The organism is Nocardiopsis synnemataformans (assembly GCF_965343085.1).
Classification (GTDB): Bacteria; Actinomycetota; Actinomycetes; order Streptosporangiales; family Streptosporangiaceae; genus Nocardiopsis; species Nocardiopsis alborubida.
Map to the genome: position 1 here is coordinate 47,746 of NZ_CBDRFA010000040.1, position 23,831 is coordinate 71,576.

23 protein-coding genes are annotated in these 23,831 nt (G+C 71.0%); 16 read left to right on the forward strand and 7 right to left on the reverse strand.

Annotation, left to right across the window (positions count from 1 at the left end; all coding sequences use genetic code 11):
* Positions 1–325: 325 nt before the first annotated feature.
* On the reverse strand, positions 326–886 hold the full coding sequence (locus ACSIH6_RS22560; RefSeq protein WP_435110301.1) for a GNAT family N-acetyltransferase: 561 nt from the start codon (positions 884–886) through the stop codon (positions 326–328).
* 414 nt (positions 887–1,300) lie between these two features.
* Here ACSIH6_RS22560 and deoC point away from each other — a divergent pair, with 414 nt between their 5' ends.
* From deoC to ACSIH6_RS22585, 5 genes are all read left to right on the forward strand, one after another.
* Positions 1,301–2,248: a deoxyribose-phosphate aldolase gene (gene deoC / locus ACSIH6_RS22565; protein WP_435110302.1), complete on the forward strand. Its 948-nt coding sequence runs from the start codon at positions 1,301–1,303 to the stop codon at positions 2,246–2,248.
* Between the two features lie 5 nt (positions 2,249–2,253).
* Complete coding sequence (locus tag ACSIH6_RS22570) at positions 2,254–3,684, forward strand: aldehyde dehydrogenase family protein (protein WP_435110303.1); 1,431 nt, start codon at positions 2,254–2,256, stop codon at positions 3,682–3,684.
* A complete protein-coding gene (locus ACSIH6_RS22575; protein WP_435110304.1) occupies positions 3,677–4,630 on the forward strand; it encodes an aldehyde dehydrogenase family protein in 954 nt (317 codons plus the stop codon). Before ACSIH6_RS22570 ends, ACSIH6_RS22575 begins: the two co-directional genes overlap by 8 nt.
* A 150-nt stretch (positions 4,631–4,780) precedes the next feature.
* On the forward strand, positions 4,781–5,578 hold the full coding sequence (locus ACSIH6_RS22580; RefSeq protein ID WP_435110305.1) for a purine-nucleoside phosphorylase: 798 nt from the start codon (positions 4,781–4,783) through the stop codon (positions 5,576–5,578).
* Positions 5,579–5,589: 11 nt separating this feature from the next.
* Complete coding sequence (locus ACSIH6_RS22585; RefSeq protein WP_435110306.1) at positions 5,590–7,260, forward strand: phospho-sugar mutase; 1,671 nt, start codon at positions 5,590–5,592, stop codon at positions 7,258–7,260.
* 7 nt (positions 7,261–7,267) lie between these two features.
* Here ACSIH6_RS22585 and ACSIH6_RS22590 read toward each other — a convergent pair whose 3' ends face one another.
* On the reverse strand, positions 7,268–7,759 hold the full coding sequence (locus ACSIH6_RS22590) for an Lrp/AsnC family transcriptional regulator (RefSeq protein WP_013154257.1): 492 nt from the start codon (positions 7,757–7,759) through the stop codon (positions 7,268–7,270).
* 882 nt (positions 7,760–8,641) lie between these two features.
* Between ACSIH6_RS22590 and ACSIH6_RS22595 the strand changes: the two genes are divergently transcribed.
* From ACSIH6_RS22595 to ACSIH6_RS22640, 10 genes are all read left to right on the forward strand, one after another.
* The gene (locus ACSIH6_RS22595; protein ID WP_435110323.1) at positions 8,642–9,640 is read left to right on the forward strand and encodes a thiamine pyrophosphate-dependent dehydrogenase E1 component subunit alpha; all 999 of its coding nucleotides are present in this window, start codon (positions 8,642–8,644) and stop codon (positions 9,638–9,640) included.
* A 349-nt stretch (positions 9,641–9,989) separates the two neighbouring features.
* Positions 9,990–11,009 (forward strand): alpha-ketoacid dehydrogenase subunit beta, encoded by a 1,020-nt coding sequence (locus ACSIH6_RS22600; protein WP_061078981.1) that lies wholly within the window; start codon positions 9,990–9,992, stop codon positions 11,007–11,009.
* A 7-nt stretch (positions 11,010–11,016) separates the two neighbouring features.
* Positions 11,017–11,361 carry a biotin/lipoyl-containing protein gene (locus tag ACSIH6_RS22605; RefSeq protein ID WP_435110307.1) on the forward strand — a complete coding sequence of 115 codons (345 nt, stop codon included), beginning with the start codon at positions 11,017–11,019 and terminating at the stop codon, positions 11,359–11,361.
* Between the two features lie 135 nt (positions 11,362–11,496).
* A complete protein-coding gene (locus tag ACSIH6_RS22610) occupies positions 11,497–12,228 on the forward strand; it encodes an alpha/beta fold hydrolase (protein ID WP_435110308.1) in 732 nt (243 codons plus the stop codon).
* Positions 12,229–12,616: 388 nt separating this feature from the next.
* A complete protein-coding gene (locus ACSIH6_RS22615; protein WP_435110309.1) occupies positions 12,617–13,669 on the forward strand; it encodes a BMP family lipoprotein in 1,053 nt (350 codons plus the stop codon).
* Between the two features lie 353 nt (positions 13,670–14,022).
* Complete coding sequence (locus tag ACSIH6_RS22620) at positions 14,023–15,621, forward strand: ABC transporter ATP-binding protein (protein ID WP_435110310.1); 1,599 nt, start codon at positions 14,023–14,025, stop codon at positions 15,619–15,621.
* Entirely contained in the window at positions 15,618–17,204 is a 1,587-nt protein-coding gene (locus ACSIH6_RS22625) for an ABC transporter permease (protein WP_435110311.1), read from the forward strand. The genes ACSIH6_RS22620 and ACSIH6_RS22625 overlap by 4 nt, the downstream gene beginning before the upstream one ends.
* Positions 17,201–18,463, forward strand: coding sequence for an ABC transporter permease (locus ACSIH6_RS22630; protein ID WP_435110312.1), 1,263 nt, complete (start codon positions 17,201–17,203; stop codon positions 18,461–18,463). Before ACSIH6_RS22625 ends, ACSIH6_RS22630 begins: the two co-directional genes overlap by 4 nt.
* On the forward strand, positions 18,442–18,870 hold the full coding sequence (locus tag ACSIH6_RS22635) for a cytidine deaminase (protein ID WP_435110313.1): 429 nt from the start codon (positions 18,442–18,444) through the stop codon (positions 18,868–18,870). The genes ACSIH6_RS22630 and ACSIH6_RS22635 overlap by 22 nt, the downstream gene beginning before the upstream one ends.
* 94 nt (positions 18,871–18,964) lie before the next feature.
* The gene (locus ACSIH6_RS22640) at positions 18,965–20,260 is read left to right on the forward strand and encodes a thymidine phosphorylase (protein ID WP_435110315.1); all 1,296 of its coding nucleotides are present in this window, start codon (positions 18,965–18,967) and stop codon (positions 20,258–20,260) included.
* A gap of 110 nt (positions 20,261–20,370) precedes the next feature.
* On the opposite strand, the gene ACSIH6_RS22645 is transcribed toward ACSIH6_RS22640, so the two are convergent.
* Both ACSIH6_RS22645 and ACSIH6_RS22650 read right to left on the reverse strand, forming a co-directional pair.
* A complete protein-coding gene (locus ACSIH6_RS22645) occupies positions 20,371–20,625 on the reverse strand; it encodes a DUF397 domain-containing protein (RefSeq protein WP_435110316.1) in 255 nt (84 codons plus the stop codon).
* On the reverse strand, positions 20,625–21,485 hold the full coding sequence (locus ACSIH6_RS22650) for a helix-turn-helix domain-containing protein (protein WP_435110317.1): 861 nt from the start codon (positions 21,483–21,485) through the stop codon (positions 20,625–20,627). The genes ACSIH6_RS22645 and ACSIH6_RS22650 overlap by 1 nt, the downstream gene beginning before the upstream one ends.
* A 198-nt stretch (positions 21,486–21,683) precedes the next feature.
* Here ACSIH6_RS22650 and ACSIH6_RS22655 point away from each other — a divergent pair, with 198 nt between their 5' ends.
* Positions 21,684–22,058: a hypothetical protein gene (locus ACSIH6_RS22655; protein WP_435110318.1), complete on the forward strand. Its 375-nt coding sequence runs from the start codon at positions 21,684–21,686 to the stop codon at positions 22,056–22,058.
* Positions 22,059–22,139: 81 nt separating this feature from the next.
* On the opposite strand, the gene ACSIH6_RS22660 is transcribed toward ACSIH6_RS22655, so the two are convergent.
* From ACSIH6_RS22660 to ACSIH6_RS22670, 3 genes are all read right to left on the reverse strand, one after another.
* Entirely contained in the window at positions 22,140–22,454 is a 315-nt protein-coding gene (locus tag ACSIH6_RS22660) for a hypothetical protein (protein WP_435110324.1), read from the reverse strand.
* A 2-nt stretch (positions 22,455–22,456) separates the two neighbouring features.
* Positions 22,457–22,756: an AbrB/MazE/SpoVT family DNA-binding domain-containing protein gene (locus ACSIH6_RS22665; protein ID WP_435110319.1), complete on the reverse strand. Its 300-nt coding sequence runs from the start codon at positions 22,754–22,756 to the stop codon at positions 22,457–22,459.
* 230 nt (positions 22,757–22,986) lie between these two features.
* On the reverse strand, positions 22,987–23,831 hold an 845-nt coding region (locus ACSIH6_RS22670; protein ID WP_435110320.1), incomplete at its 5' end, for a helix-turn-helix domain-containing protein.

Below are 23,831 nucleotides of genomic sequence, written 5' to 3' on the forward strand. Positions count from 1 at the left end.
GAGCTCAGCCAGGCGTCGGTAGAGCGTGGGCTGGTGCTGGGGGCAGCGGGGTTGGTGTGGAGCGTCACTGCATCAGAAATTTAAAGGGGTGTGGTCCAGGTCTGCGGTCGCGTTTCGTTCCGGGGGGTTGAGGGGGAACTTCAGCGGTGGCCCGCCCCAGGGGGTTGGACCCTCCGCGAAGCGCAACCACCCACCCCCCTTCGGCTGGCGGGGAACCCGCACGCCCTACGGGTGCCTGGCTGAGGCCGCCTGACAAGGGACACCCCCTGTGACGGAGCGCCGCTGCGCGCTCTACGGGCGCCTGGCTGGGGCCGCGTGAAAGGCCCTAACCCAGTTCCACCGGGCGGACCATCACCAGCTGCGGTCCCCCCGCCGCGTCCACGAAGCGGCGGCCGGTGAAGGCGAACCCGGCGCGACCGTAGACGCGGGCCGCCGCGTGGTTGGCCTCGTCCACGCACAGCACCAGCTCGGCCGCGTCCGGCGCCACCTCTCCCGCCAACCGGTCCAGCAGCGGCGGGGAGCACACGGTTCGCCCCACGCCCCGGCCCTGCCAGGCGGTGGTGACGTAGAAGGCGCGCAGCAGCACCGCCCGCGTCGGGTCGGGTACCAGGTCGCGCGCGTGCACGGCCCGGTCCAGCACGCCGAAACCGGCGCAGGCCGCCCGCGCCCCGGCGGCGTCGGTGACGGTTCCCGAACCGACGACGGCGAAGGGCGTGCGCGCCGGGTCGGCGTCGGCGGCGGGCAGGGTGGTCACCGGCAGCCGCACGTGGCCGCGCTGGCCGGGCGGCAGGCGGTGGCGCAGCACGGTCTCCCGCAGCAGGTCCGCCTCCGGTGTGGCCCGGTCCAGCCGCACCAGGCGCACCGCGATCCGCTCTCCGGCTGACATCACCGCTCCCGTCACCTCAGGGTCCACCCCTCCGGCTCCCGGGTCCGGCGGGGGAGGGGCTTCCGGGGGGAGGATTCGGGCCAGTCTCGCATCCCGCCCACGCCCACAAAGGGAGTGGTCCGGTCTAGACCGCACGTGTCCGCCCGAACGGGGAAGGGACAGCATGGATGTTCTTTTTTGGGGATTTTCCGGGACGGATTGGAGAAAAGGACAGCGAAAACCCACCGCACGCGTTGGAGGCTCCTCCAACCTTGGGCGGCTCGATCCGGACGGATGCTGACGGCGGCTCCGCCCGGCGTTAGGGTGACTGCCTGACGGCCCGGCCCCGGGGGAGACCTCTCCGCGCGCCGCGCCGAAAGACCCGTTTTCGCTGGCCACAGCGGACGGGCAGGCCAGCAACCCGAAGAGCTGTAGGTGCCCGTGCCCCACACCGCATTCGCGCCCGAGGCGGCGACCAACCGCGAACTCCGCGCGTTCCTGCACGGCCTCCCGGGCGTGGACGAGGTCGGCGCGCGAGCCCGCGCCCAGGACCTGTCCACCCGGTCGGTCAAGACCACCGCCAAGGCCCGGGCCATCGACCTGGCCATCACCATGGTGGACCTGACCACCCTGGAGGGCGCCGACACCCCCGGCAAGGTCCGGGCCCTGTGCGCCAAGGCCGCCCACCCCGACCCCACCGACACCACCGTGCCCCGCGTGGGCGCCGTGTGCGTCTACCCCGACATGGTCGCCACCGCCGTCGAGGCGCTGCGCGGCACCGGGGTCGGCGTGGCCTCGGTGGCCACCGCCTTCCCCTCCGGTCGGGCGCCCATGGAGGTCAAGCTCGCCGACACCCGCCGCGCGGTCGCCGACGGCGCCAGCGAGATCGACATGGTCATCGACCGCGGCGCGTTCCTGTCCGGCGACTACCTCAAGGTGTTCGAGGAGATCGCCGCCGTCAAGGAGGCCTGCGGCACCGCCCACCTCAAGGTCATCCTGGAGACCGGCGAGCTGGCCACCTACGACAACGTGCGCCGCGCCTCCCACCTGGCCATCCGGGCCGGGGGCGACTTCGTCAAGACCTCCACCGGCAAGGTGTCCCCGGCCGCCACCCCGCCGGTCACCCTGGTCATGCTGGAGGCGGTCCGCGACCACCACGCCGCCACCGGCAGGCGCGTGGGCGTCAAGCCCGCGGGCGGCATCCGCACCACCAAGGACGCCATCCGCAACCTGGTCCTGGTCAACGAGGTCGCCGGTCCCGAATGGCTGACCCCCGACCTGTTCCGGATCGGCGCCTCCAGCCTCCTCAACGACCTGCTCATGCAGCGCACCAGGCTGTCCACCGGCACCTACCCGGGCCCCGACTACTACACGCTGGACTGAGAGCCGTGATCTTCGAGTACGCGCCCGCACCGGAGTCCCGCTCCGTCGTCACCCTGCGCGAGACCTACGAACTGTTCGTCGACGGCGCCTTCACCCCGGCCGAGGGCGGCGAGTACCTCACCACCCTCAACCCCGCGGACGAGACCGGGCTCGCCCAGGTCGCCGTCGCCGGGCCCGCCGACGTGGACAGGGCCGTCGCCGCCGCCCGCCGTGCCTTCGACACCGTCTGGGGGCCGATGCCTGGCGCCGAGCGCGGCAAGTACCTGTTCCGCATCGCCCGCATCATCCAGGAGCGCTCGCGCGAACTGGCCGTGCTGGAGTCGATGGACAACGGCAAGCCCATCAAGGAGACGCGCGACGTCGACCTGCCGCTGGTCGCCGCGCACTTCTTCTACCACGCGGGGTGGGCCGACAAGCTCGCCCACGCCGGGCTGGGCCCCGACCCGCGCCCGCTGGGCGTGGCCGCCCAGGTCATCCCGTGGAACTTCCCGCTGCTCATGCTCGCGTGGAAGGTCGCCCCGGCGCTGGCCACCGGCAACACCGTCGTGCTCAAGCCAGCCGAGACCACCCCGCTCACCGCGCTGGCCTTCGCCGAGATCTGCCAGGAGGCCGACCTGCCCCCGGGCGTGGTCAACATCCTCACCGGCGCGGGCGAGACCGGCCGCGCCCTCGTGGAGCACCCGGGCACGGACAAGGTGGCCTTCACCGGTTCCACCGGGGTCGGCCGCCAGATCGCCCGCTCGGTCGCGGGCACCGGCAAGCGCCTCACCCTGGAGCTGGGCGGCAAGGGCGCGAACATCGTCTACGACGACGCGGCCCTGGACCAGGCGGTCGAGGGCATCGTCTCGGGCATCTTCTTCAACCAGGGCCACGTGTGCTGCGCCGGTTCGCGGCTGCTGGTCCAGGAGTCGATCGCCGAGGAGCTGCTCCCCCGGCTCAAGGAGCGCGTCTCCAGGCTGCGCCTGGGCGACCCGCTGGACAAGAACACCGACATCGGCGCGATCAACTCCGCCGCGCAGCTGGAGCGCATCCGCGAACTCACCGACACCGGCGAGGCCGAGGGCGTCGAACGCTGGTCGCCCGCCTGCGAGCTGCCCGCGAGCGGCTACTGGTTCGCGCCCACCGTCCTGACCGGCGTCAGCCAGTCCCACCGCGTGGCCCGCGAGGAGATCTTCGGCCCCGTGCTCTCGGTGCTGACCTTCCGCACCCCCGACGAGGCCGTGGCCAAGGCCAACAACACCCCCTACGGCCTCTCCGCCGGGGTGTGGACCGAGAAGGGCTCGCGCATGCTCTGGACCGCCGAGCGCCTGCGCGCCGGGGTGATCTGGTCCAACACGTTCAACAAGTTCGACCCGACCAGCCCCTTCGGCGGCTACAAGGAGTCGGGATACGGCCGCGAGGGCGGGCGGCACGGATTGGAGGCCTACCTTGGCTGAGCGGCGCGAGAACCGGAAGACCGCCAGGAGCGCGGCCAGGGCCGCGGAGGGCACGGCCGACGCCGCCGCGCCCGCCCGGCTGGCGGTCCGCAAGACCTACAAGCTCTACCTGGGCGGGGCCTTCCCCCGCTCGGAATCGGGCAGGAGCTACCCCGTGACCTCCGCCAGCGGCCAGCACCTGGCCAACGCCTCGCTCGCCTCCCGCAAGGACGCCCGCGACGCCGTGGCCGCGGCGCGCAAGGCCTTCGGCGGCTGGTCGGCGCGCACCGCCTACAACCGCGGCCAGATCCTGTACCGGGTCGCGGAGATGCTGGAGGGGCGCCGCGACCAGTTCACCGCCCAGGCCGTGGCCGCGCAGGGGCTCTCCCGCTCCGACGCCGAACGCGTGGTCGACGCCGCCGTGGACCGGTGGGTGTACTACGCGGGCTGGACCGACAAGGTCGCCCAGGTCCTGGGCGGCGCCAACCCCGTCTCGGGGCCCTACCACAACCACTCCGCGCCCGAGCCCACCGGCGTGGTCGCGGTGTTCGCCCCCCAGAGCGCGCCGCTGCTCGGACTGACCTCCGTGGTCGCCCCCGTGATCGCCACCGGCAACACCGCCGTCGTGGTCACCTCCGAGGAAGCGCCACTGGCCGCGGTCGACCTGGCCGAGGTGCTCGCCACCTCCGATCTGCCGGGCGGCGTGGTCAACCTGCTCACCGGACGCGTGCCGGAGCTGGGCCCCCACCTGGCCTCGCACGCCGACGTCAACGCCCTGGACCTCACCGGAGCGGGGGAGCTGGCCGCGGAGTTCGAGAGGGCCGCCGCGGACACCCTCACCCGGGTGCTGCGCCCCGGCCCCGGCTCCGACGGCGGCGAGGACGCCTGGTTCGACCCCGATCCCGGTACCACTCGCCTGAAGCCCTTCCTGGAGACCAAGACGGTCTGGCATCCCGTCGGGATCTAGGTGTACTGACACGAGGGCTCCGACCTGCGCTGATCTTGTACCTATAGCGAGGTTCGACGCCCCGGACACGCTATAAGTACAAGACCACGCCGAGAGTGTCCGCTCTGCGGACCGACACGGCGCAGGCACCAACGAACGGAGAGACCCGCTGTGACTCGCACACCCCAGGCAGCCGCCGAGGAGGCCGCCGCCGAACTGCGCTCGCGCACCGGCGTGGACGCCTACGACGTCGCCCTGGTCATGGGATCGGGGTGGGCCTCCGCGGCCGACCTGCTCGGCGACTCCGGGCAGGAGCTGCCCACCACCGACCTGCCCGGCTTCGTGCCCCCCGCCGTGGAGGGCCACAGCGGCACCGTGCGCAGCATCAGGGCGGGCGACCGCTCCCTGCTCGCCTTCCTGGGCCGCACCCACCTGTACGAGGGCCACGGCACCGACGCCGTCGTACACGGCGTGCGCACCGCCGTGGCGGCCGGGGCCACCACGGTCGTGCTGACCAACGCCGCGGGCGGCATCAACCCCGCCTACGCGGTGGGGTCCCCGGTGCTCATCGCCGACCACCTCAACATGACCGCGCGGTCCCCGCTGACCGGCGCGACCTTCGTCGACCTCACCGAGACCTACACCCCCGCCCTGCGCGAGCTGGCCCGCTCGGTGGACCCCTCCCTGCCCGAGGGTGTGTACGCGGCCATGCCCGGCCCGCACTTCGAGACGCCCGCCGAGATCCGCATGCTCAGCGCCATGGGCGCCGACCTGGTCGGGATGTCCACCGTGCTGGAGGCGATCGCCGCCCGCGCCGCGGGCGCCCGGGTGCTGGGCCTGTCGCTGGTCACCAACGTCGCGGCCGGGCTCACGGGGGCCAACCTCGACCACGAGGACGTGCTGGCCACCGGCCGCGACGCCGCCGGAACCGTCGGCCGTCTGCTCGCCGACATCGTCGCCAAGCTCTGAGGGGAGCCCCCATGACCGACCTCGCCCGGGCCAGGCAGTGGATCGCCCAGGACCCCGACCCCGACACGCGCGCGGAGCTGGCGGGGCTGGTGGAGCGCGCCGACCGGGGCGAGGCCGACGCGCTGGCCGACCTCGACTCCCGCTTCGGGGCCAGCCTGGAGTTCGGCACCGCCGGACTGCGCGGCGCGCTCGGCGCGGGCCCCAACCGGATGAACCGGGTGGTGGTCATGCGGGCCGCGGCGGGGATCGCCGCCTGGCTCGGCGAGGGGCCCGGGCACGTGGTCGTCGGCTACGACGCCCGGCACCGCTCGGCGGACTTCGCGCGCGACAGCGCCGCCGTCCTCACCGGCGCCGGGCACCGCGTGTCCCTCATGCCCGGACCGCTGCCCACCCCCGTCCTGGCCTTCGCCGTCCGCGACCTCGGCGCCGACGCCGGGATCATGGTCACCGCCAGCCACAACCCGCCCCAGGACAACGGCTACAAGGTCTACGCGGGGGCGGCCAAGGCGGGCGGCGACGCCGACGCGGGAACCCAGATCGTCTCCCCGGCCGACGCCGAGATCTCCGCCGCCATCGACGCCGTGGGCCCGGTCGACGCACTGCCCCTGGGCGAGGGGTGGACGGTGCTGGGGGAGGAGGCGGTGGAGCGCTACCTGGACGCGGTCACCGCGCTGGTCCCGGGCAAGGACCGCGACCTGGCCACCACCTACACCGCCATGCACGGCGTGGGCGGCCGGGTGCTGCTGGCGGCGATGGAGCGGGCCGGGTTCCCCCGCCCGTCCGTGGTCGCCGCCCAGTTCGAACCCGACCCCGACTTCCCGACCGTGGACTTTCCCAACCCGGAGGAGCCCGGCGCCATGGACATGGCGCTGGCCACCGGTGCCGCCGACCGCTCCGACCTGGTCATCGCCAACGACCCCGACGCCGACCGGCTCGCGCTCGCGGTCCCCGGGCACGGCCTGCTCACCGGCAACGAGGTGGGCGGGCTGCTGGCCGAGTACGTGCTCGACCACACCAGCGGGTCCGACCGGGTGGTGGCCGCCTCGATCGTCTCCTCCAGCCTGCTCGGCAAGATCGCCCGCGACCGGGGCGTGCACTACGAGGAGACCCTCACCGGATTCAAGTGGCTGGCGCGCGCGGGCGGCTCCGGGCAGCGGCGGGTCTTCGCGTTCGAGGAGGCGCTGGGCTACTGCGTGGGTGCCGACGGCGGCCGTCCGGTCGCGGACAAGGACGGGATCAGCGCGGCCCTGGTGGCCGCGGCGCTCGCCGCCCGCGCCAGACGGGACGGGGTGACCCTGCTCGACCTGCTCGACGACCAGGCGCGCCGGTACGGCCTGCACCTGAGCGACCAGCTGTCGGTGCGGGTGGAGGACCTGTCGGTCATCTCCGCGGCGATGCGGCGGTTGCGCGCCGAACCGCCCGCCGCGTTCGGACCCCTGCGTGTGGTGGGGGTGGACGACTTCGCCGCCGGACACGCGGGTCTGCCGCCGACGGACGCCCTGCGCTTCCGGTTGGAGGGCAGGGGACGTGTGACGCTCAGGCCCTCGGGGACCGAGCCCAAGCTGAAGGCCTACGTCGAGGTGGTGCTGGATGTGGACGGTGACGTGGCGGCCACCCGCGCACTGGGCTCGGACCTGCTCGCCGAGCTGATGGCCTCGGTCACCGTGGTTGTCGGGGGTTGAGGGTTCCTCAGTCGCCGTCGGAGGGTTCCACGACCGGTCGGTGTACGACCTCGTCGATGACGGTGAGCGTCTGGGTGGACGTCACACCGGGAAGCGACTGCAACCGGGTGAGGATCAGGTCGCGGAGCTGGTTGGTGTTGGCGACGCGGACGAGGAGGACGATGTCCGCCGAGCCCACGACGTACCAGCAGTACTCGATCTCCGGGTAGGAGGACAGGATCTCCCGGTTGGCCCGCCAGTCCGGCTGGCTGCCCGAGATGAGGACGAGCGCGGTGACGCCGAGCCCCATCTTGGAGTGGTCGGTCACCACGGAGTAGCCGCGAATGACGCCCTCGTCGGTGAGCCGCTTGATGCGGTTGTAGGCCGTCGCGCGGGACACGTTGGCCAGTGCGGCGATCTCGGTGATCCCGGTCCGCGCGTCCTTGGCGAGCGCGCTCAGGATCGTCTGGTCGGTCGTGTCCGGCCGCCGGCCGTTCCTCCTCTGGTCGCCCATGGCCATGTGCGTGCTCCTCGTGTGCTCTTGTTTCAGGACGAAGCCCCTCGCTGTCGTCATTGACCGGGGCTAACGAGTTACCAGGTAAACGTTGTTTCCGTCTATCGGAATCTCAGTCGGCGAGATGCGCCGCGTTCGGACACCTCCTCCGGCCGCCGCGGGGACGACGCCGGAGGAGGACGGGAGCGGGGACCCTGGCGCGGGGTCCGACGGGCGGGGGGAGCGCGTCGGGAGTCCGACTGTACTCGCGTGTCGACGCTGTCGGTGGATGAGTGGTTTCCCGGACCGGCGGCGCCTACACCGCTCGGACCGGAACACGACAGAACTTCTTGTCGCGGGGCTCCATGGGATCCAAGTGTCGGGAAATCGGGGGGTTTCGTTGACCGTATGACCGGTGCCTCGAACGTATGCGCTCGGCGCCGGGACGCGCATCCGCCGCGGCCGATCGCGGCTGTTCCGTGACCCTAGGCCCTCCCCCCGACAACCCGGTGTGCGCTCCCGGTCGCAGCTCGCGCTCTCCGGGGATCCGGCGGCGTTCGTGAGGTGTATAGGCCCGTGTGTCGTTTTCTCGGGTGGAACGGGGTTCAGGCTGGATATCAGGGGACGATTTGGCGTGTTTCGTTCCCGTACGTATCAACTATCCGTGGATATCTAGCGAAAGTGTCGAGTCTTCCGGAGAATCTGCGTACAGGACAGACACCACCCGGAGCCCGGCCCGCGCCACCGCGCGGGACAGGGCCACGTTGGGAGCCGCTCGACATGCCCGCCCGTCGCCCGCCATCGCCCCAGAGTCCGCTTCGCGGAAGGCGCGGGGCCACCACCCCCAACGGAGGCGCCGTGCGCCCAGTCTCGTCACTCCACGAGCCAGCGGGCCGGGACGCCATCGCCGTGGGCCACCTGCCGCCCGACCTCACCCGTGCGCTCTACCGCCACATGAGGACCGCGCGCGACCTGGACACCGAGGCCATCGCCCTCCAGCGCCAGGGCGTCTTCCCCGCCTACGTGTCCGTGCGCGGGCAGGAGGCCGCCCAGGTCGCCAGCGCCTCGGCCCTGGACCCCGCGCGCGACTTCGTCTTCCCCACCTACCGGGAGATGGCCTCCGCCCTGGCCTACGGGGTGGAGATGGTCGGCTACATGGCCACCCACCGCGCCCTGTGGCACGGCGGCCTCTACGACGTCATGGCCTCGCGGTTCGGCGCCGTCAACGCCGTGGTCGGCGGCCCCGTCCCGCACGCGGTCGGCTGGGCCGTGGGCGAGCGGCTGCGCGGTGACGACGGCGTGGCCCTGGCCTACTTCGGCGACGGCGCCAGCTCCGAGGGCGACGTCCACGAGGCCATGAACTTCGCCGGGGTCTTCGGCGCCCCCGTGGTCTTCTTCTGCCAGAACAACCAGTGGGCGCTGTCGGTGCCCAACCACCGCCAGGTCGCGGGCGGCTCGGTCAGCGCGCGCGCCGAGGGCTACGGCATGCCCGGCGTGCTGGTGGACGGCAACGACGCGGGCGCGGTCCACGAAGCCACCGCCGAGGCCGTCGCCCGCGCCCGCCGCGGCGAGGGGCCCACCCTCATCGAGGCGCTCACCTACCGCGTGGAGCCGCACTCCACCTCCGACGACCCCGGCCGCTACCGCGACGACGCCGAGGCCCAGCGCTGGCGCGAGCGCGACCCCGTCACCCTGCTGCGCCGGGCCCTGCTCGCCGCAGGGCACGCCGACGAGGACGAGCTCGCCCGGGTCGACGCCGAGGCGCGCCGGGAGGCCGAGCGCATCCGCGACGGCGTGGCCGCCGCGCCCGAGCCCGACGGAGCGGAGCTGTTCACCCACGTCTTCCGGGAGACCACCGAGGAGCTGACCCGGCAGCGCCGCACCTGGCAGGAAGAGGTCGAGCTTTGACTTCTCCCCCATCTGAAGCAGGGGGATTCTTCCCTCGCGGGTCGAGCTTTCTGCTTCGTTGCCGGTTGCCGAACCGAACTAACGGTGGAGGACGGAGTGCCGCCCATCGGTCTTACATCAGCTCCACAGACATCACTTCCCGCCAGCCCGGCGGTAGGCCGACCCGGACGTGGTTCTCGTCCGATCCGACGCCCACCAAGCTAGCACTGGCTCCAGCGGCGGTGTGCGGGTTTGACGATTTTGGTGTGTGGCGATCCGACGCAGGGGCCAATCACCGTTTCCTGTCTTGCTCCGCAGGGGTTCGATCCCTTCCCGGCCTGAAGGCCAGGACCTCCTCGAAAGGATTCAGATGACCGAGCTGATCGAACGCGCCGACACCGCCGCCGAAGCCCCCGCGGTCGAGCTGTCCATGCAGCAGGCCATCAACCGCGCCCTGCGCGACCTGCTCGCCGAGGACCCCGACGTGCTGGTCTTCGGCGAGGACGTGGGTGCCCTGGGCGGGGTCTTCCGCGTCACCGACGGCCTCCAGAAGGAGTTCGGGGACACGCGTGTCTTCGACACCCCGCTGGCCGAGTCCGCCATCATGGGCATGGCGGTCGGCCTGGCCATGAACGGCTGGCGGCCCGTACCCGAGCTCCAGTTCGACGGTTTCGCCTACCCCGCGATCGACCAGATCGTCAACCAGGTGGCGCGCATGAACTACCGCACCCGCGGCGCGGCCCCCATGCCGATCACCCTGCGCCTGCCCTCCTTCGGCGGCATCCAGGCGCCCGAGCACCACGGCGAGAGCCTGGAGGCGCTCTTCGCGCACACTCCCGGCCTCAAGGTCGCCGCGCCCTCGGACCCCGCCGACGCCTACAGCCTGCTGCTCCAGTCGGTGCGCTCCGACGACCCCGTCGTCTACATGGAGCCCAAGGCCCGCTACTGGGACCGCAGGCCCGTGCGGCTGCGCGAGCCCAGCGAGCCCATCGGCACCAGCCGCGTCGTGCGCCCCGGCAAGCACGCCACCCTCATCGCCTGGGGCGCCATGGTGCACCGCTGCGTGCAGGTGGCCGAACTGGCCGCCGAGGACGGAGTGGACCTGGAGGTGCTGGACCTGCGCTGGCTCAAGCCCCTGGACGCCGCCGGGATGGCCGCCTCGGTCGCGCGCACCGGGCGGGCCGTGGTCGTGCACGAGGCGCCGCTGACCGCCGGGCTCGGCGCGGAGGTGGCCGCCCTGGTCACCGAGCACTGCTTCCGCGACCTGTCCGCCCCCGTCCAGCGCGTCACCGGGTTCGACGTGCCCTACCCCGCGGGTCCCCTGGAGCCGCAGTACCTGCCGACCATCGACCGCGTCCTGCTCGCGGTGCAACGGACCCTGGAGTACTAGAGCGACCATGGCAGAAGACAACATCACCTTCTCCCTCCCCGACCTGGGCGAGGGACTGGTCGAGGCGACCGTCCTGGAGTGGCAGGTCGCCGTGGGCGAGGAGATCGAGCGCAACGCCCCCCTGGTGGAGGTGGAGACCACCAAGTCCGCGGTGGTCATCCCCTCGCCCCAGGCGGGCCGGATCGTCGAGCTGCACGCCGAGGAGGAGCAGGTGGTCCCGGTCGGCGCGCCCCTGGTGACCTTCGCGGTCCAGACCTCCGGCGACGCGCCGCGGGCGGGCATCGTGGGCCGCGTCCCCGAGGAGCAGGCCCGGCCCGCCCGTCGGGTCCGGCTCAGGCCCCCCACGGACTGACGGCGGCCGACCGCGGGGCCTGCGTTCGGAGGAAGGCACGAACGGCGGCGCCCTCCGGCGCGCCCTATTCGGAGAAAACTCCGACCGGGTCCCCGCGTTTTTCCTTTCCTTTTCGAGAACATGGTGGGTGGTTTCATGTCCGCGAATCTCACCGACGGCGTGACAATGCGTTATGCGGATTTGCGTCCGCGGGGTTCCGGGGACGGGGTTCCCGTAATTCTCCTACACGGTTTCGGCACCGACTTCGGCAGAAATTGGCGGGCCGCCGGGTGGACACAGGCCCTGGAGTCGGCCGGGCTGCGGGTGATCGGGCCGGATCTGCGCGGTCACGGAAACAGTGACAAACCGACCGACAGCGCTTTCTACCTGCCCGAACACTTCGTCGCCGACCTCGTCTCCATGCTCGACGAGTTGGCGGTGGACAAGGTCGACGTGGTCGGTTACTCCATGGGTTCGCGCCTGGCCTGGGAACTGGCGCTGACCGCCCCCGAACGCGTCAGACGGGTGGTTCTCGGCGGTTTCGGGCCGAAAAACGCCTTCGCCGGAACGGACCTGTCCGACCCCGGTTCCGGGGACACGCCCTTCGACCTCGTCTACCGGACGGTGGCCGCCCTGCCCGCCAACGACCCCGCCGCGCTGGCCGCCTGCGCGCGCGGTCAGGCCTCGCGCCCCTTCGAGGCCGAGCCCCCGCTCACCGGGCTTCCGGTGCTGGTGGTCTCGGGCGCCCGGGACGCGCTCGCCGAGGGCGCCGCGGCCCTGGCCGAGCGCTGCGGCGGTACCCACGTGGAGGTCCCCGGGCGCGACCACGCCAACGCCGTCTCGTCGAGGCACTTCCGGCAGGCCGTGCTGGACTTCCTGGCCGACTGACGCCGCCCGGCCCCGCCCCGACGCCCCGCCGCGCCCGGAGTTCCGCCGTCCCGGCGCACCGCTGCCCCGGCGTGGTTGGTCCGGTCTAGACCGGCTGGCCCCGACGTGCCGGTGTGACAACCGGTGAGGGCGGTGAAGCCAAGCGTGGTAATGCCGTGTCGGGGCGGGGAACGGCCCCCGCGCAACACAATCCCGAAACACACCGGACCGCTTCGGGCGCACGCTTGTCGACTTTCGGGTAAGGCCCCGTGTCGCTACGCTCTCGCCTTCATAACAACTCCGCTCGTTGGTTAGATGTACTTTCGGCCACCGGATATCGTCCGGCTTCAGAACTCAGGTCGGTCGCGAGCGAATGCTGGCCGCTGAGAGGGCGTAAGAGGAGTGAGAAGTGAAGCGCAGCAACGCAGTCAGGTTCGCCGCGGTCGCGGCGGCCGGTGTGCTCGCCCTCACCGCGTGTGACAGCGCGGCCGAAGAGGGCGGCGGCGAGGGCGGCGGCGAGGAGTCCGCCTCCGAGCTACAGGTCGGCCTGGCCTACGACGTCGGCGGTCGCGGTGACCGCTCCTTCAACGACTCGGCCTACCGGGGACTGGAGCGGGCGGCCGAGGAGCTCGGCGTCGAGACCAACGACTTCGAGCCCAGCGACGGCGAGGCCGAGTCCGCCAAGGAGGACCGCCTGGCCACCATGGCCGAGGAGGGCTACGACGTCGTCATCGCCGTCGGGTTCGCCTACGACGGCGCCGTGCGCGCGGTCGCGCCGGAGTACCCGGACGTCCACTTCGCCATCGTGGACTCCGAGATCGCCGACATCGACAACGTCACCAGCCTGGTCTTCGCCGAGGAGCAGGCCTCCTTCCTGGCCGGTGCCGCCGCGGCGCTGACCACCGAGGAGGACCACGTCGGCTTCGTCGGCGGCGTCGAGACCCCGCTGATCCACAAGTTCGAGGCCGGTTACGCCGCGGGCGTGGAGCACGTCAACGAGGACATCACCGTCGAGGTCGACTACCTGAGCCAGCCGCCGGACTTCAGCGGCTTCAGCGACCCCGCCAAGGGCCGTGAGACCGCGCAGGCCCAGTACGACCGCGGCGCGGACGTCATCTACCACGCCGCCGGCGCGTCGGGCAACGGCGTCCTGGAGTCGGCCGTGGCCAACGACTTCACCTTCATCGGCGTCGACAGCGACCAGTACGAGAACGCCGCCGAGGACCAGAAGCCGCACGTGCTCACCTCCGCCATCAAGCAGGTGGACGTGGCCGTGTTCGAGCTGATCTCCGCCGCCTCCGAGGGCGGGGTCGAGGGCGGCGTCCAGCGCTTCGAGCTGGCCGACGGCGGTGTGGACTACACGCTCTCCAACGAGGAGGCGATCAGCCCCATCCAGGAGCAGCTGGACGAGATCAAGCAGCAGATCATCGACGGCGAGATCGAGGTCCCGACCGAGCCGTAGACCGTGTTCCCTTGGACCTCCGCTTCGCTTTGGTCCGTGTTCGGGCGCCCAAGGTGCGGGAATCGGGTTGAAGCAGGCACAGCGGTGCCTCCGGTGAGACGGCTCGTTCCTCGCAGTCCCACCTCCGGCACCTCCAGAACCCCGCGGGCGCCCGAAGCAGACTCCGGAGCCCGGTCCAAGAACACACGCCGCCGCGGGCACGGCCCGCGGCCACCGCATCCACGGGCGGTACCGGCCGGGGTCGATCCCCGGCCGGTGCCGCCCCGGCTGCCGTTCCGCGACGGTGGCGCCCGGCAGCGGCCGCGACCCGGCCCTGACGGCCCGCGCCACGCCGCAAGTTCACGAGGAGACAGATGAGCAGCACGCCATCGGGCGAGGGGGCCCTGGCGCCCCCCGCCGTTGAGCTGCGCGGGATCACCAAGCGTTTTCCCGGCGTCGTGGCCAACCACGACATCGACATCACCGTGGCTCCCGGTACCGTGCACGCCATCGTCGGCGAGAACGGTGCGGGCAAGTCCACGCTGATGAAGACCCTGTACGGCATGCACCGGCCCGACGAGGGACACATCCACGTCCAGGGCCGCGAGGTGCGCTTCGGCTCGCCCTCCGACGCCATCCGCAACGGCATCGGCATGGTGCACCAGCACTTCATGCTCGCCGACAACCTCACCGTGCTGGAGAACGTGGTCCTGGGCGCCGAGCGCCGCCACGGCATCGGCAACCGCGCCCGCGCGCGCATCCGGGAGCTGTCCGCCCAGTACGGCCTCGGGGTCGACCCCGACCGCCTCATGGAGGAACTGGGCGTGGGCGACCGCCAGCGCGTGGAGATCCTCAAGGTCCTCTACCGCGGCGCGCGGACCATCATCCTCGACGAGCCCACCGCCGTCCTGGTCCCGCAGGAGGTCGACGAGCTCTTCGACAACCTGCGCGAGCTCAAGCGCGAGGGCCTCACCGTCATCTTCATCTCCCACAAGCTGGACGAGGTGCTCTCGGTCGCCGACGAGATCACCGTGATCCGCCGCGGCACCACCGTGGCCACCGCGGACCCGGGCACCACCACCGCCCAGGACCTGGCCACGCTCATGGTCGGCGGCGAACTTCCCGTGCCCGAGCTGCGCGAGTCCACCGTCACCGACCACGTCGTGCTGTCCCTGGACGGGGTCACCGTGCACTCCGCCGACGGCCGCGCCGTCGTGGACGGGGTGGCCGTGGACATCCGCCGGGGCGAGATCGTCGGCATCGCCGGTGTGGAGGGCAACGGCCAGTCCGAGCTGATCGAGGCCATCATGGGCATGCGTCCGCTGGCCGCCGGGCGCATCCGCCTGGAGGAGCAGGACATCACCGGCTGGTCCACCCTCAAGATCCGCGAGGCGGGCGTCGGCTACATCCCCGAGGACCGCCACCGGCACGGCGTGCTGCTGGAGTCCCCCCTGTGGGAGAACCGCATCCTCGGCCATCAGACCAAGGAACCCAGCGTCCGCGGCCCCTGGATCAACCGGACCGGCGCGCGCGCCGACTCCGAGCGCATCGTCGCCGAGTACGACGTGCGCACCCCGGGCATCGACGTCATCGCCGACGCCCTGTCCGGCGGCAACCAGCAGAAGTTCATCATCGGCCGGGAGATGAGCGGCTCCCCGCGCTTCCTGGTCGCCGCCCACCCCACCCGGGGCGTGGACGTGGGCGCCCAGGCGGCCATCTGGGAGCAGCTGCGCGACGCCCGGGCCGCGGGCCTGGCCGTGCTGCTGGTCTCCGCCGACCTGGACGAGCTGATCGGCATGTCCGACACCCTCCACGTCATCCTGCGCGGCCGACTGGTCGCGCAGGCCGACCCGACCACCGTCACACCCGAACAGCTGGGCTCGGCCATGACCGGCGCCGGACTGCACCGGGCCGACCAGAGCACGGAAGGCGACAGCGGTGCCGACCGACACGGAAGCGAGGGCGGCGCATGAGTAAGCTCCCCCGTCCCGCGAGGACCCTGCCCGCACCCGCGGCGCTGGGCGTCGCGACCGCCCTGGGCGTGGTGCTGACCGTCGCCCTGGACACAGCGCTGCTGTGGTGGGCCGCGCTGGTCATCGGCGTCGGCGTGGCCTTCGTCTTCGTGGCCTGGTCCGGGCCCATGGTGCCGCGCGAGCGCCGGGCGGGCGCCGACGGCGCCCGCGAGGAGGGCACGGCCCTGCACAACACGCTGGTGGTGCCCACCGCCGTCGTGCTGTCGCTGGCCGCCGGTCTGCTGACCGCGTGGTTCCTGGACCTGTCCCTGATCGAGCCGGTGGCCGCCGCGCTGGGCGCGCTGGTCGGCTCCGCCACGGCCTTCCTGCTGTTCCACCGGCTGTCGGCCATGCTGGCGCTGTCCTTCGCCGCGGTCCTGGCCGCCGGGGTCATCGCGACCGCGGTCACCGCGGCCGTGCTGTTCTTCAGCGGCATCCCGCCGCTGGCCACGTTCGAGCGGATGCTGGAGTACGGCACCCGGCCCGACAGCCTGGTGCGCGTCATCAACGACGGCACCACGTACTACCTGGCCGCCGTCGCGGTGGCGATCGGCTTCAAGATGAAGCTGTTCAACATCGGCGTGGACGGCCAGTACCGGCTCGCCGCGCTGATGTCGGCCGCCGTGGGCGGCTATCTCGTGCTGCCGCCGGTGCTCAGCCAGATCGTCATCGTCATCACGGCCGTGGCCGTGGGCGGCGTGTGGGCGGGCATCGCCGGGTACCTCAAGGTGACCCGCGGCGTGTCCGAGGTGATCTCCACGATCATGCTCAACTCCATCGCCACGGGCATCACCGCCTACCTGCTCAGCACCGACCGCCTCGCGGTGGAGATCAGCACCAACAACATCGGCACCCCGCCGATGCCCGAGTCCTCCTGGGTGCCCGGCATCCCGGCGGGCTTCCTCGGCTCGGACGAGCGGATCTTCGGGTTCGTGTTCCTGGCCGTGGCCGTCGGCATCGGCTACTGGGTGATGCTCAACCGCACCCGTTTCGGCTTCGAGCTGCGGGCCACCGGCCAGTCGCAGACGGCGGCCGAGGCCAGCGGCGTGAACGTCAAGAAGATGGTGTTCCTGTCCATGCTCTTCTCGGGCATGGTCGCCGGTCTGGTGGGCCTGCCCCAGCTGCTGGGCAGCTCGCACCACTACGCCCTGGACTTTCCGACCGGCATCGGCTTCATCGGCATCGCCATCGCCCTGCTGGGCCGCAACCACCCCGTGGGCATCGTCTTCGCCGCCCTGTTCTGGGCCTTCCTGAACCAGGCGTCGGGCATCCTGCCCTTCGACGGCATCCCGCAGGAGATCGCGGTCATCTCGCAGGCCACCATCGTCCTCACCGTGGTCGTGGTCTACGAGGTCGTGCACCGCTGGGGCCGCCGCTACCAGCAGCAGCAGATCGGCAGGCAGCTCGGCACCACCGCCGGGCCGAACACACAGGAGAAGGTGAAGGTGTCCGCGGACGAGGCGTACCCGGCCCCCGCGGACGGGTCCACCGCCGAGGGCACCGCACCCGAATCCGAGGACAGGCGCGGAGGGGAGGCCAAGTGAGCCAGGAGATCAACGTGATGGAGCCGGTGGCCAAGCCCGCCGCCCGGCCCCGGGGGTGGGCGCGCTGGCGCTTCCTCACCCTGTTCGGCGCGGTGCTGGTGTCCCTGGCGGGGCTGCGGGTCATCACCGGGCACGACATGCTCACCGACGCGGGCACCATCAGCACCACCATCACCTTCGCGGTGCCCATCGGGCTGGCCGCGCTGGGCGGTCTGTGGGCCGAACGCGCGGGCATCATCAACATCGGCCTCGAAGGCATGATGATCCTGGGCACCTGGTTCGGCGCCTACTTCGCCTGGTCCACGGGCAACCCGTGGATCGGGCTGCTGGCGGGCGTGCTCGCCGGTATGGCGGGCGGGCTCCTGCACGCCGTGGCCACGGTGACCTTCGCGGTGGACCACATCGTCTCCGGCGTGGCGATCAACATCCTCATGCTCGGCGCGATGCGCTACCTGTCGATCCTGGTCTACTCCGACGTGCCCGGCGCGGGCGCGGCCCAGTCGCCCCCGGCGCCCTCGTTCCCCGTGTGGGACCTGCCCTTCGTGGCGCAGGTGCTCGGGCCGGTCGCCGACAGCGGGGTCTTCCTGGTCGCCGACCTGGCCTCGCTGGTGGTCGGCGCGACCACGAGCATGCCCGCGCTGACGGTCGTGGCGATCCTGATGATCCCGCTGACCTACCTGGTGCTGTGGCGGACCACGTTCGGCCTGCGGCTGCGCTCGGTGGGCGAGAACCCCGACGCCGCCGAGTCCCTGGGCGTGCCGGTGTACAGCCTCAAGTACGTCGCGGTGATCGTCTCCGGCGGCCTGGCGGGCATGGGCGGCGTGTTCCTGTCCGTCGTCGCCTCGCAGATCTACCAGGAGGGCCAGACGGGCGGGCGCGGCTACATCGGCCTGGCCGCGATGATCTTCGGCAACTGGCGTCCGGGCGGCCTGGCCATGGGCGCGGGCCTGTTCGGCTACACCGACGCCCTCCAGGTGCGCGGCGGCGGCGAGGCGGTCCACGCCCTATTGCTGCTCCTGGCCGTGGCGCTGCTGGGCGTGGCCCTGTGGCAGGTGCGCCGGGACCGCAAGGGCCTGGCCGCCTTCGGCGCGCTCGTGGCGGTGCTGCTGTTCGCGTGGTACTTCTCCACCGACTCGCTGCCGCGCGAGCTGGCCACCTACAGCCCGCACATCGCCACCCTGCTGGTGCTCTCACTGGCCTCGCAGCGGCTCCGGCCACCGGCCGGGGTCGGCAAGCAGTGGAGGGCGAGCCGGTCATGACGAACGCACCCCTGGACCCGGCGAGCGTGGACTGGGAGGCCCTGCGGGCCGCCGCCCGCGAGGCCATGGGCCGCGCCTACGCGCCCTACTCCCGCTACCCGGTGGGCGCGGCGGCTCTGGTCGACGACGGCCGCACCGTCAGCGGCTGCAACGTGGAGAACGCCTCCTACGGGCTCGGCCTGTGCGCCGAGTGCGGACTGGTCAGCGCCCTGCACGCCTCCGGCGGGGGCCGTCTGACGGCGTTCAGCTGCGTGGACGGGCGGGGCGAGCTGCTCATGCCGTGCGGTCGCTGCCGCCAGCTGTTGTTCGAACACGGCGGGCCGCAGCTGCTCGTGGACACCCCCGAGGGAGTCTGGACCATGGACCGGGTGCTGCCGCAGGCCTTCGGGCCGCACAGCCTCACGTGACCGTGCTCTCCCACTAGTCCCGCCTCCCCGGACGCCGCCCGCGCGGCGGTGTCCGGGGAGGCCCTTTTTGTTCCGCCAGTCGAGAGGAGATGACATGGACGTCATCGAGATCATCCGAGCCAAGCGCGACGGGGGAGAGCTGACCCCCGGCCAGATCGACTGGGTGATCGACGCCTACACCCGCGGCGAGGTGGCCGAGGAGCAGATGTCGGCGCTGGCCATGGCGATCTTCCTGCGCGGGATGAACCGGGCCGAGGTGAGCCGCTGGACCGAGGCGATGCTGGCCTCGGGGGAGCGCCTGGACTTCTCCGACCTGGCGCGGCCCACCACCGACAAGCACTCCACGGGCGGAGTGGGCGACAAGATCACCCTGCCGCTCACGCCCACCGTCGCGGCCTGCGGGGCGGCCGTGCCGCAGCTGTCGGGGCGCGGGCTCGGGCACACCGGCGGCACCCTGGACAAGCTGGAGTCCATCCCCGGCTGGCGGGCCTCGCTGTCCACCGACGAGATGCGGCGGGTGCTGGACGAGACCGGCGGCGTGATCTGCGCGGCCGGGTCCGGACTGGCCCCGGCCGACCGCAAGCTCTACGCGCTGCGCGACGTGACCGGCACCGTCGAGTCGATCCCGCTGATCGCCGCGTCCATCATGAGCAAGAAGCTCGCCGAGGGCACCGGCGCGCTGGTCCTGGACGTCAAGGTGGGGTCGGGGGCGTTCATGAAGGACGCGGACTCCGCGCGCGAGCTGGCCCGCACGATGGTCGACATCGGAGGCGACCACGGCGTGCGCACGGTCGCGCTGCTCACCGACATGGCGGTTCCGCTGGGCAGGCAGGTGGGCAACGCCCTGGAGGTGGCCGAGTCCGTGGAGGTGCTGTCGGGCGGCGGGCCCGCGGACGTGGTGGAGCTGACCGTGGCCCTGGCCCGGGAGATGCTGGCCGCGGCCGGGCTCGTCCCCGGCGAGGGCGGGGTCAAGGACCCGGCCGAGGCACTGCGGGACGGCAGCGCGCTGGAGTCGTGGAAGCGGCTCGTGCGGGCGCAGGGCGGGGACCCGGACGCGCCGCTGCCGGTGGCCGCCGAGCGCCGGGTGGTGCTCGCTCCGGCCTCGGGGACGGTGACCCGGCTGGACGCCTACCAGGTGGGGCTGGCCGCGTGGCGGCTGGGCGCGGGCCGGGCGCGTAAGGAGGACGCGGTGTCGTTCGGGGCGGGGGTGACCCTGCACGCCAAGCCGGGGGAGGGCGTCGTGGCGGGGGAGCCGCTGTTCACCCTGCACGCGGACGAGGCGGAGCGGTTCGAGCGGGCGGCCGAGGCGCTGGAGGGAGCCTTCGACATCGACCCGGAGGGCGGGGAGGGGTACGAGGCCCGGCCGCTGGTGATCGACCGGATCGCCTGAGCCTGGGGCCTGGCGTTCATGGCCGTGGGGCGGTCACTGGGAAGCCGGTGGCCGCCCCACGGGGCGTTGTCGGAGCGGGGGAGGGATGCGGGAAGGCGGGGAGGCGGCGGTCAGCGTGCGGCGCTGCGCAGGAGCGCGGACCACTCGGGGGAGGGAAAGGAGAGGTAGCCGAGGTCGCGCTGGGTGGAGTCGCGGACCGCGAACCGCTGGGGTTCGTTGAGGAAGGGGCCCGCCTCGACACACTGGCCGCCGCCATTGACGCTGTAGCTACTGATGTGCCAGCCGATCTCGACACAGTTGCCGCCGCTGTTCATGCTGTAGCTGCTGGTGCGCCAGCCTGTGACGGCCGACGTGTCCCGGTTCATTACTGCTTCCTCTCCAAGGCCGCGATGAACGCAGCTGAGTCCTCTGGAGTCAGGCTCATCTCCTGCAACCGATCGTATACGTCGACCAGCTTGTCCACCTCGCCGCGTTCCAGGTAAATCCCACCACCTGGGCTTTCAATGTGTGCCACTGTAGAGAAGGGGTCGCCGAGGTCAAGCAGGGTGAAGGCTCCCTCAGGGCTGGGATGCGCACCCTTGTTGAAGGGCAGGACACGAATGACCACCTTGCCCGAATCGACCATCTCACGTAGATGGCGCATTTGCTCCAGCATGACCTCTTGGCCCCCGACCGGGCGACGCAGCGCCGCCTCATCAAACAACACTTCATGTCCCTGGATATCTTCTTCATCCAGGATTTTCTGGCGGCCCATACGCAACTCAACCCAGCGGCTGACCTGCTCAGCTCCAGCTCGGCCATCGACAGCATCGATCAGAGCATGCGCATACGCACGAGTCTGTAGCAGTCCAGGCACGACCAAAGTAGTGAACGCACGGATCGCTTGGGCGCGAGTCTCCAGCCATACGAAGTCGATGGTGGATCCCCAGACATCGTCTTCTGCGTACTTGTCCCACCAACCGGTCTGCCAGACCTCGCCGCAGAGGTTGAGCATGGTCTCACGCTGGAACTTGTCGTCCACTCCGTACAGGTCCAGGAGTGCGAGCAGGTCGCCTCTCCGGACAGGGAAGGTCCCCAGCTCGAACCTGCTCACCGAGGACAGGTCCTTCTGGAGGTACTCGGCAGCTTCTTTGAGCGTGAGGTTGTTCTGGTCACGCAACTGCCTGAGCATCCGTCCCAACCACTGTGCCCGTAGGGTTACACGGCGTTCTCTCTTCGGTGGCATCCGAACCTCCTCAACAATCTGATGCGAATTCGCATCAGCACTTGCATGGTTCTAGCCTACATGCTTACCTGGCTATAGGTGATGGGTTCGTCACCTACAGAAACGGATGTTTCTGGACATAAGGCAGCCGCCCGGGGCGGGGGTTATGAGTTGGTCCCTCTGTACCCACCCCGGGCGGCCTGGCAGGAGGGAACGCCGGTGAACGACGTCCGCATCCCAACCCCCATTGTTCCGCAGGAGTGGGACAAGATCGACACCTCCATTGACACCGAACAGCCGCACGTCCTGTCCGAGGAGCAGTTCGGGCGGTACTGCGTGACCGTCCGCGACCTCCTCAGGGCGACCGGCCTGGAGGTGCAGGACTACGACCGGAGGATTCCCGACTTCCTCGTCATCTCCGACGACGAGGTCACGATGCAGGTCACGCTCAGCTCCGACCGGTGCGCCTCGGTCGAACTCACCCTCGCCGAGGGCCTGCTGCGCCCGCCGGGCACCGTGGGTGTGGCGACCAGCGTGATGCGCCTGTTCGAGCTGGGCCGGAAGTTCCGCGACGCCGACACCGAAACCTACTGACCCGCGATCTCCGGCGCGGCTCGGGGGGCTCGCGGTGGAGGACGGTCTCTTTCCGTCCTCCACCCCGTGCTGTCGTCGGGTTCAGGAAGGACCGGGATCGAAGATCTCGTGTCCGCCGACCCTCCGCCAGACGACATGGACCACTCCCGGTTTGACCTCTTCCCCGTACTGCCAGGTGGCACGACCGTCGGGGGCCCAGGTCATCTCGTATATGGTCACGCCGCCGGGAGCGGTGCATCCCTGGACGCGCTTGACACGCAAACTCGGACGGAACTCCTGGGCGTCGACATCGGGAACGAAGGCGTCCAGGACCACCTTCTGGAACCTGTGCCGTTCAGCCGGAGTGAGACGTTTCAGATCACGCAGGAAGCGGGGGAGCCGCTGGAAGGTCGGCACGCTCAACGCTCGCCCTCTATGTCGGCGAACATGTCCTCCGGGTTCATGAAGGTCTCGCCCTCACCCGCACGGACCTGCTCGTTGGCCTCGCGTTCTCCCTGCTGCCATTCCTCCGTCCAGAACCAGCGCTGGTCCGAGGGGATGATGGTCAGCCCACGCAGGACGACCTCACCTTCCGGAGTCACGGAGAACTCGATCTCGTCGCCCTCCTGGACGTGCAGAGCCCGGGTGATCTCCGACGGCAGTGTGACCTGGTTCTTCCGTCGCAGGGTGGCGCGACGTCGGCGCTCTCTGGTGCTCATGGAACGGCTCCTCTATATGAAGGCGACACTCCATGTTCTGACGAAAAGAGGGAAAGTGCAACTGTAGGACTTTTGGAGTTTGGCCGTTGCTGCTCCTGTCCGTGGGGGTGACCGCCGGTCCAGCCACCTTCCAGCGCATCTGGCTCAGTGCCCAAGGCCTCCCCCGGGCCTGTCCATGCGAAGGCACTCGGTCTCGAAAGCTTCGAAGAGGCCATCAAACCCGTCCTGTGTCATGCGGATCCTCCCCCGGCCCAGGCACGGATCTGGTCCCGTGCGGGCTCACCGAACAGCGCGTGCTCCTCGTACATGGTGAACAGCTCCCGGTAGGCTGCCACGTCCTGGAAGTCCCGGAAGGCCAGGCGGCCGGTGAAGATCTCCACGGTCGCGAGCCGGTCGTCGTACACGGTGAAGGTGTTCATCGGTCCTCGCGGAAGCACGGTCCCGAAGGGGAGCACCCCCAGTCGCACACTTCCCAGCAGTGACACTTCTGCCAGGTGTTCCATCTGCTCCGCCATTCCCTCGGGTGGCAGGACCGCCCACCGGATCGCCTGCTCGGTGAGCAGGAAGGTGAACGAACGCGACGGGTCGCGCAGGATCTCCTGCCGGGCGATCTTCTTGGCCACCGTGGACGACACGTCGCCCGGCGCGTGGGTCAGGCTCGCCCGGATGTAGTCGGGGGTCGCCAGCAGCCCGGTGACCATCGTCGGGAGGAAGTAGCGGGCCTCAGCGGCGGAGGTCTCCAAGCCCGCCAGCTCTTCTTGCTGCGATTCCAGACCCTTACGCCACAGGGATCGGGTCTGTAACCACTCGGTGTTCGCTTTCCTCGCTAAGGCAAAGACCTCGTGAGACTGTTCTGCCGTCATGCCCAGTGCAGTCAGCATACGGTCCAGGTCGATCAGGGTGGGGGTGAGCCGACCGTTCTCGATCTTGCTGATTTTGCTCTGTGACATGGCGCAACGCCGGGCTAGCCGCTCACCGGAGAGACCGGCCGCCCGGCGCAGTTCCCGAAGTTCCTCGCCGAGGTTCCTCCGGGCCGCCGTGAGTTCGTCAGGTTCTAAGCGCCTTTCCTGAAGTT

Excerpts from the sequence above, each read along its gene's own strand:
- ACSIH6_RS22560 (WP_435110301.1), bottom strand. The coding sequence starts at position 886 with ATGTCAGCCGGAGAGCGGATCGCGGTGCGCCTGGTGCGGCTGGACCGG.
- ACSIH6_RS22585 (WP_435110306.1), top strand. The coding sequence starts at position 5,590 with ATGACCGACCTCGCCCGGGCCAGGCAGTGGATCGCCCAGGACCCCGAC.
- ACSIH6_RS22590 (WP_013154257.1), bottom strand. The coding sequence starts at position 7,759 with ATGGCCATGGGCGACCAGAGGAGGAACGGCCGGCGGCCGGACACGACC.
- ACSIH6_RS22600 (WP_061078981.1), top strand. The coding sequence starts at position 9,990 with ATGACCGAGCTGATCGAACGCGCCGACACCGCCGCCGAAGCCCCCGCG.
- ACSIH6_RS22605 (WP_435110307.1), top strand. The coding sequence starts at position 11,017 with ATGGCAGAAGACAACATCACCTTCTCCCTCCCCGACCTGGGCGAGGGA.
- ACSIH6_RS22610 (WP_435110308.1), top strand. The coding sequence starts at position 11,497 with ATGTCCGCGAATCTCACCGACGGCGTGACAATGCGTTATGCGGATTTG.
- ACSIH6_RS22620 (WP_435110310.1), top strand. The coding sequence starts at position 14,023 with ATGAGCAGCACGCCATCGGGCGAGGGGGCCCTGGCGCCCCCCGCCGTT.
- ACSIH6_RS22625 (WP_435110311.1), top strand. The coding sequence starts at position 15,618 with ATGAGTAAGCTCCCCCGTCCCGCGAGGACCCTGCCCGCACCCGCGGCG.
- ACSIH6_RS22640 (WP_435110315.1), top strand. The coding sequence starts at position 18,965 with ATGGACGTCATCGAGATCATCCGAGCCAAGCGCGACGGGGGAGAGCTG.
- ACSIH6_RS22645 (WP_435110316.1), bottom strand. The coding sequence starts at position 20,625 with ATGAACCGGGACACGTCGGCCGTCACAGGCTGGCGCACCAGCAGCTAC.
- ACSIH6_RS22650 (WP_435110317.1), bottom strand. The coding sequence starts at position 21,485 with ATGCCACCGAAGAGAGAACGCCGTGTAACCCTACGGGCACAGTGGTTG.
- ACSIH6_RS22665 (WP_435110319.1), bottom strand. The coding sequence starts at position 22,756 with ATGAGCACCAGAGAGCGCCGACGTCGCGCCACCCTGCGACGGAAGAAC.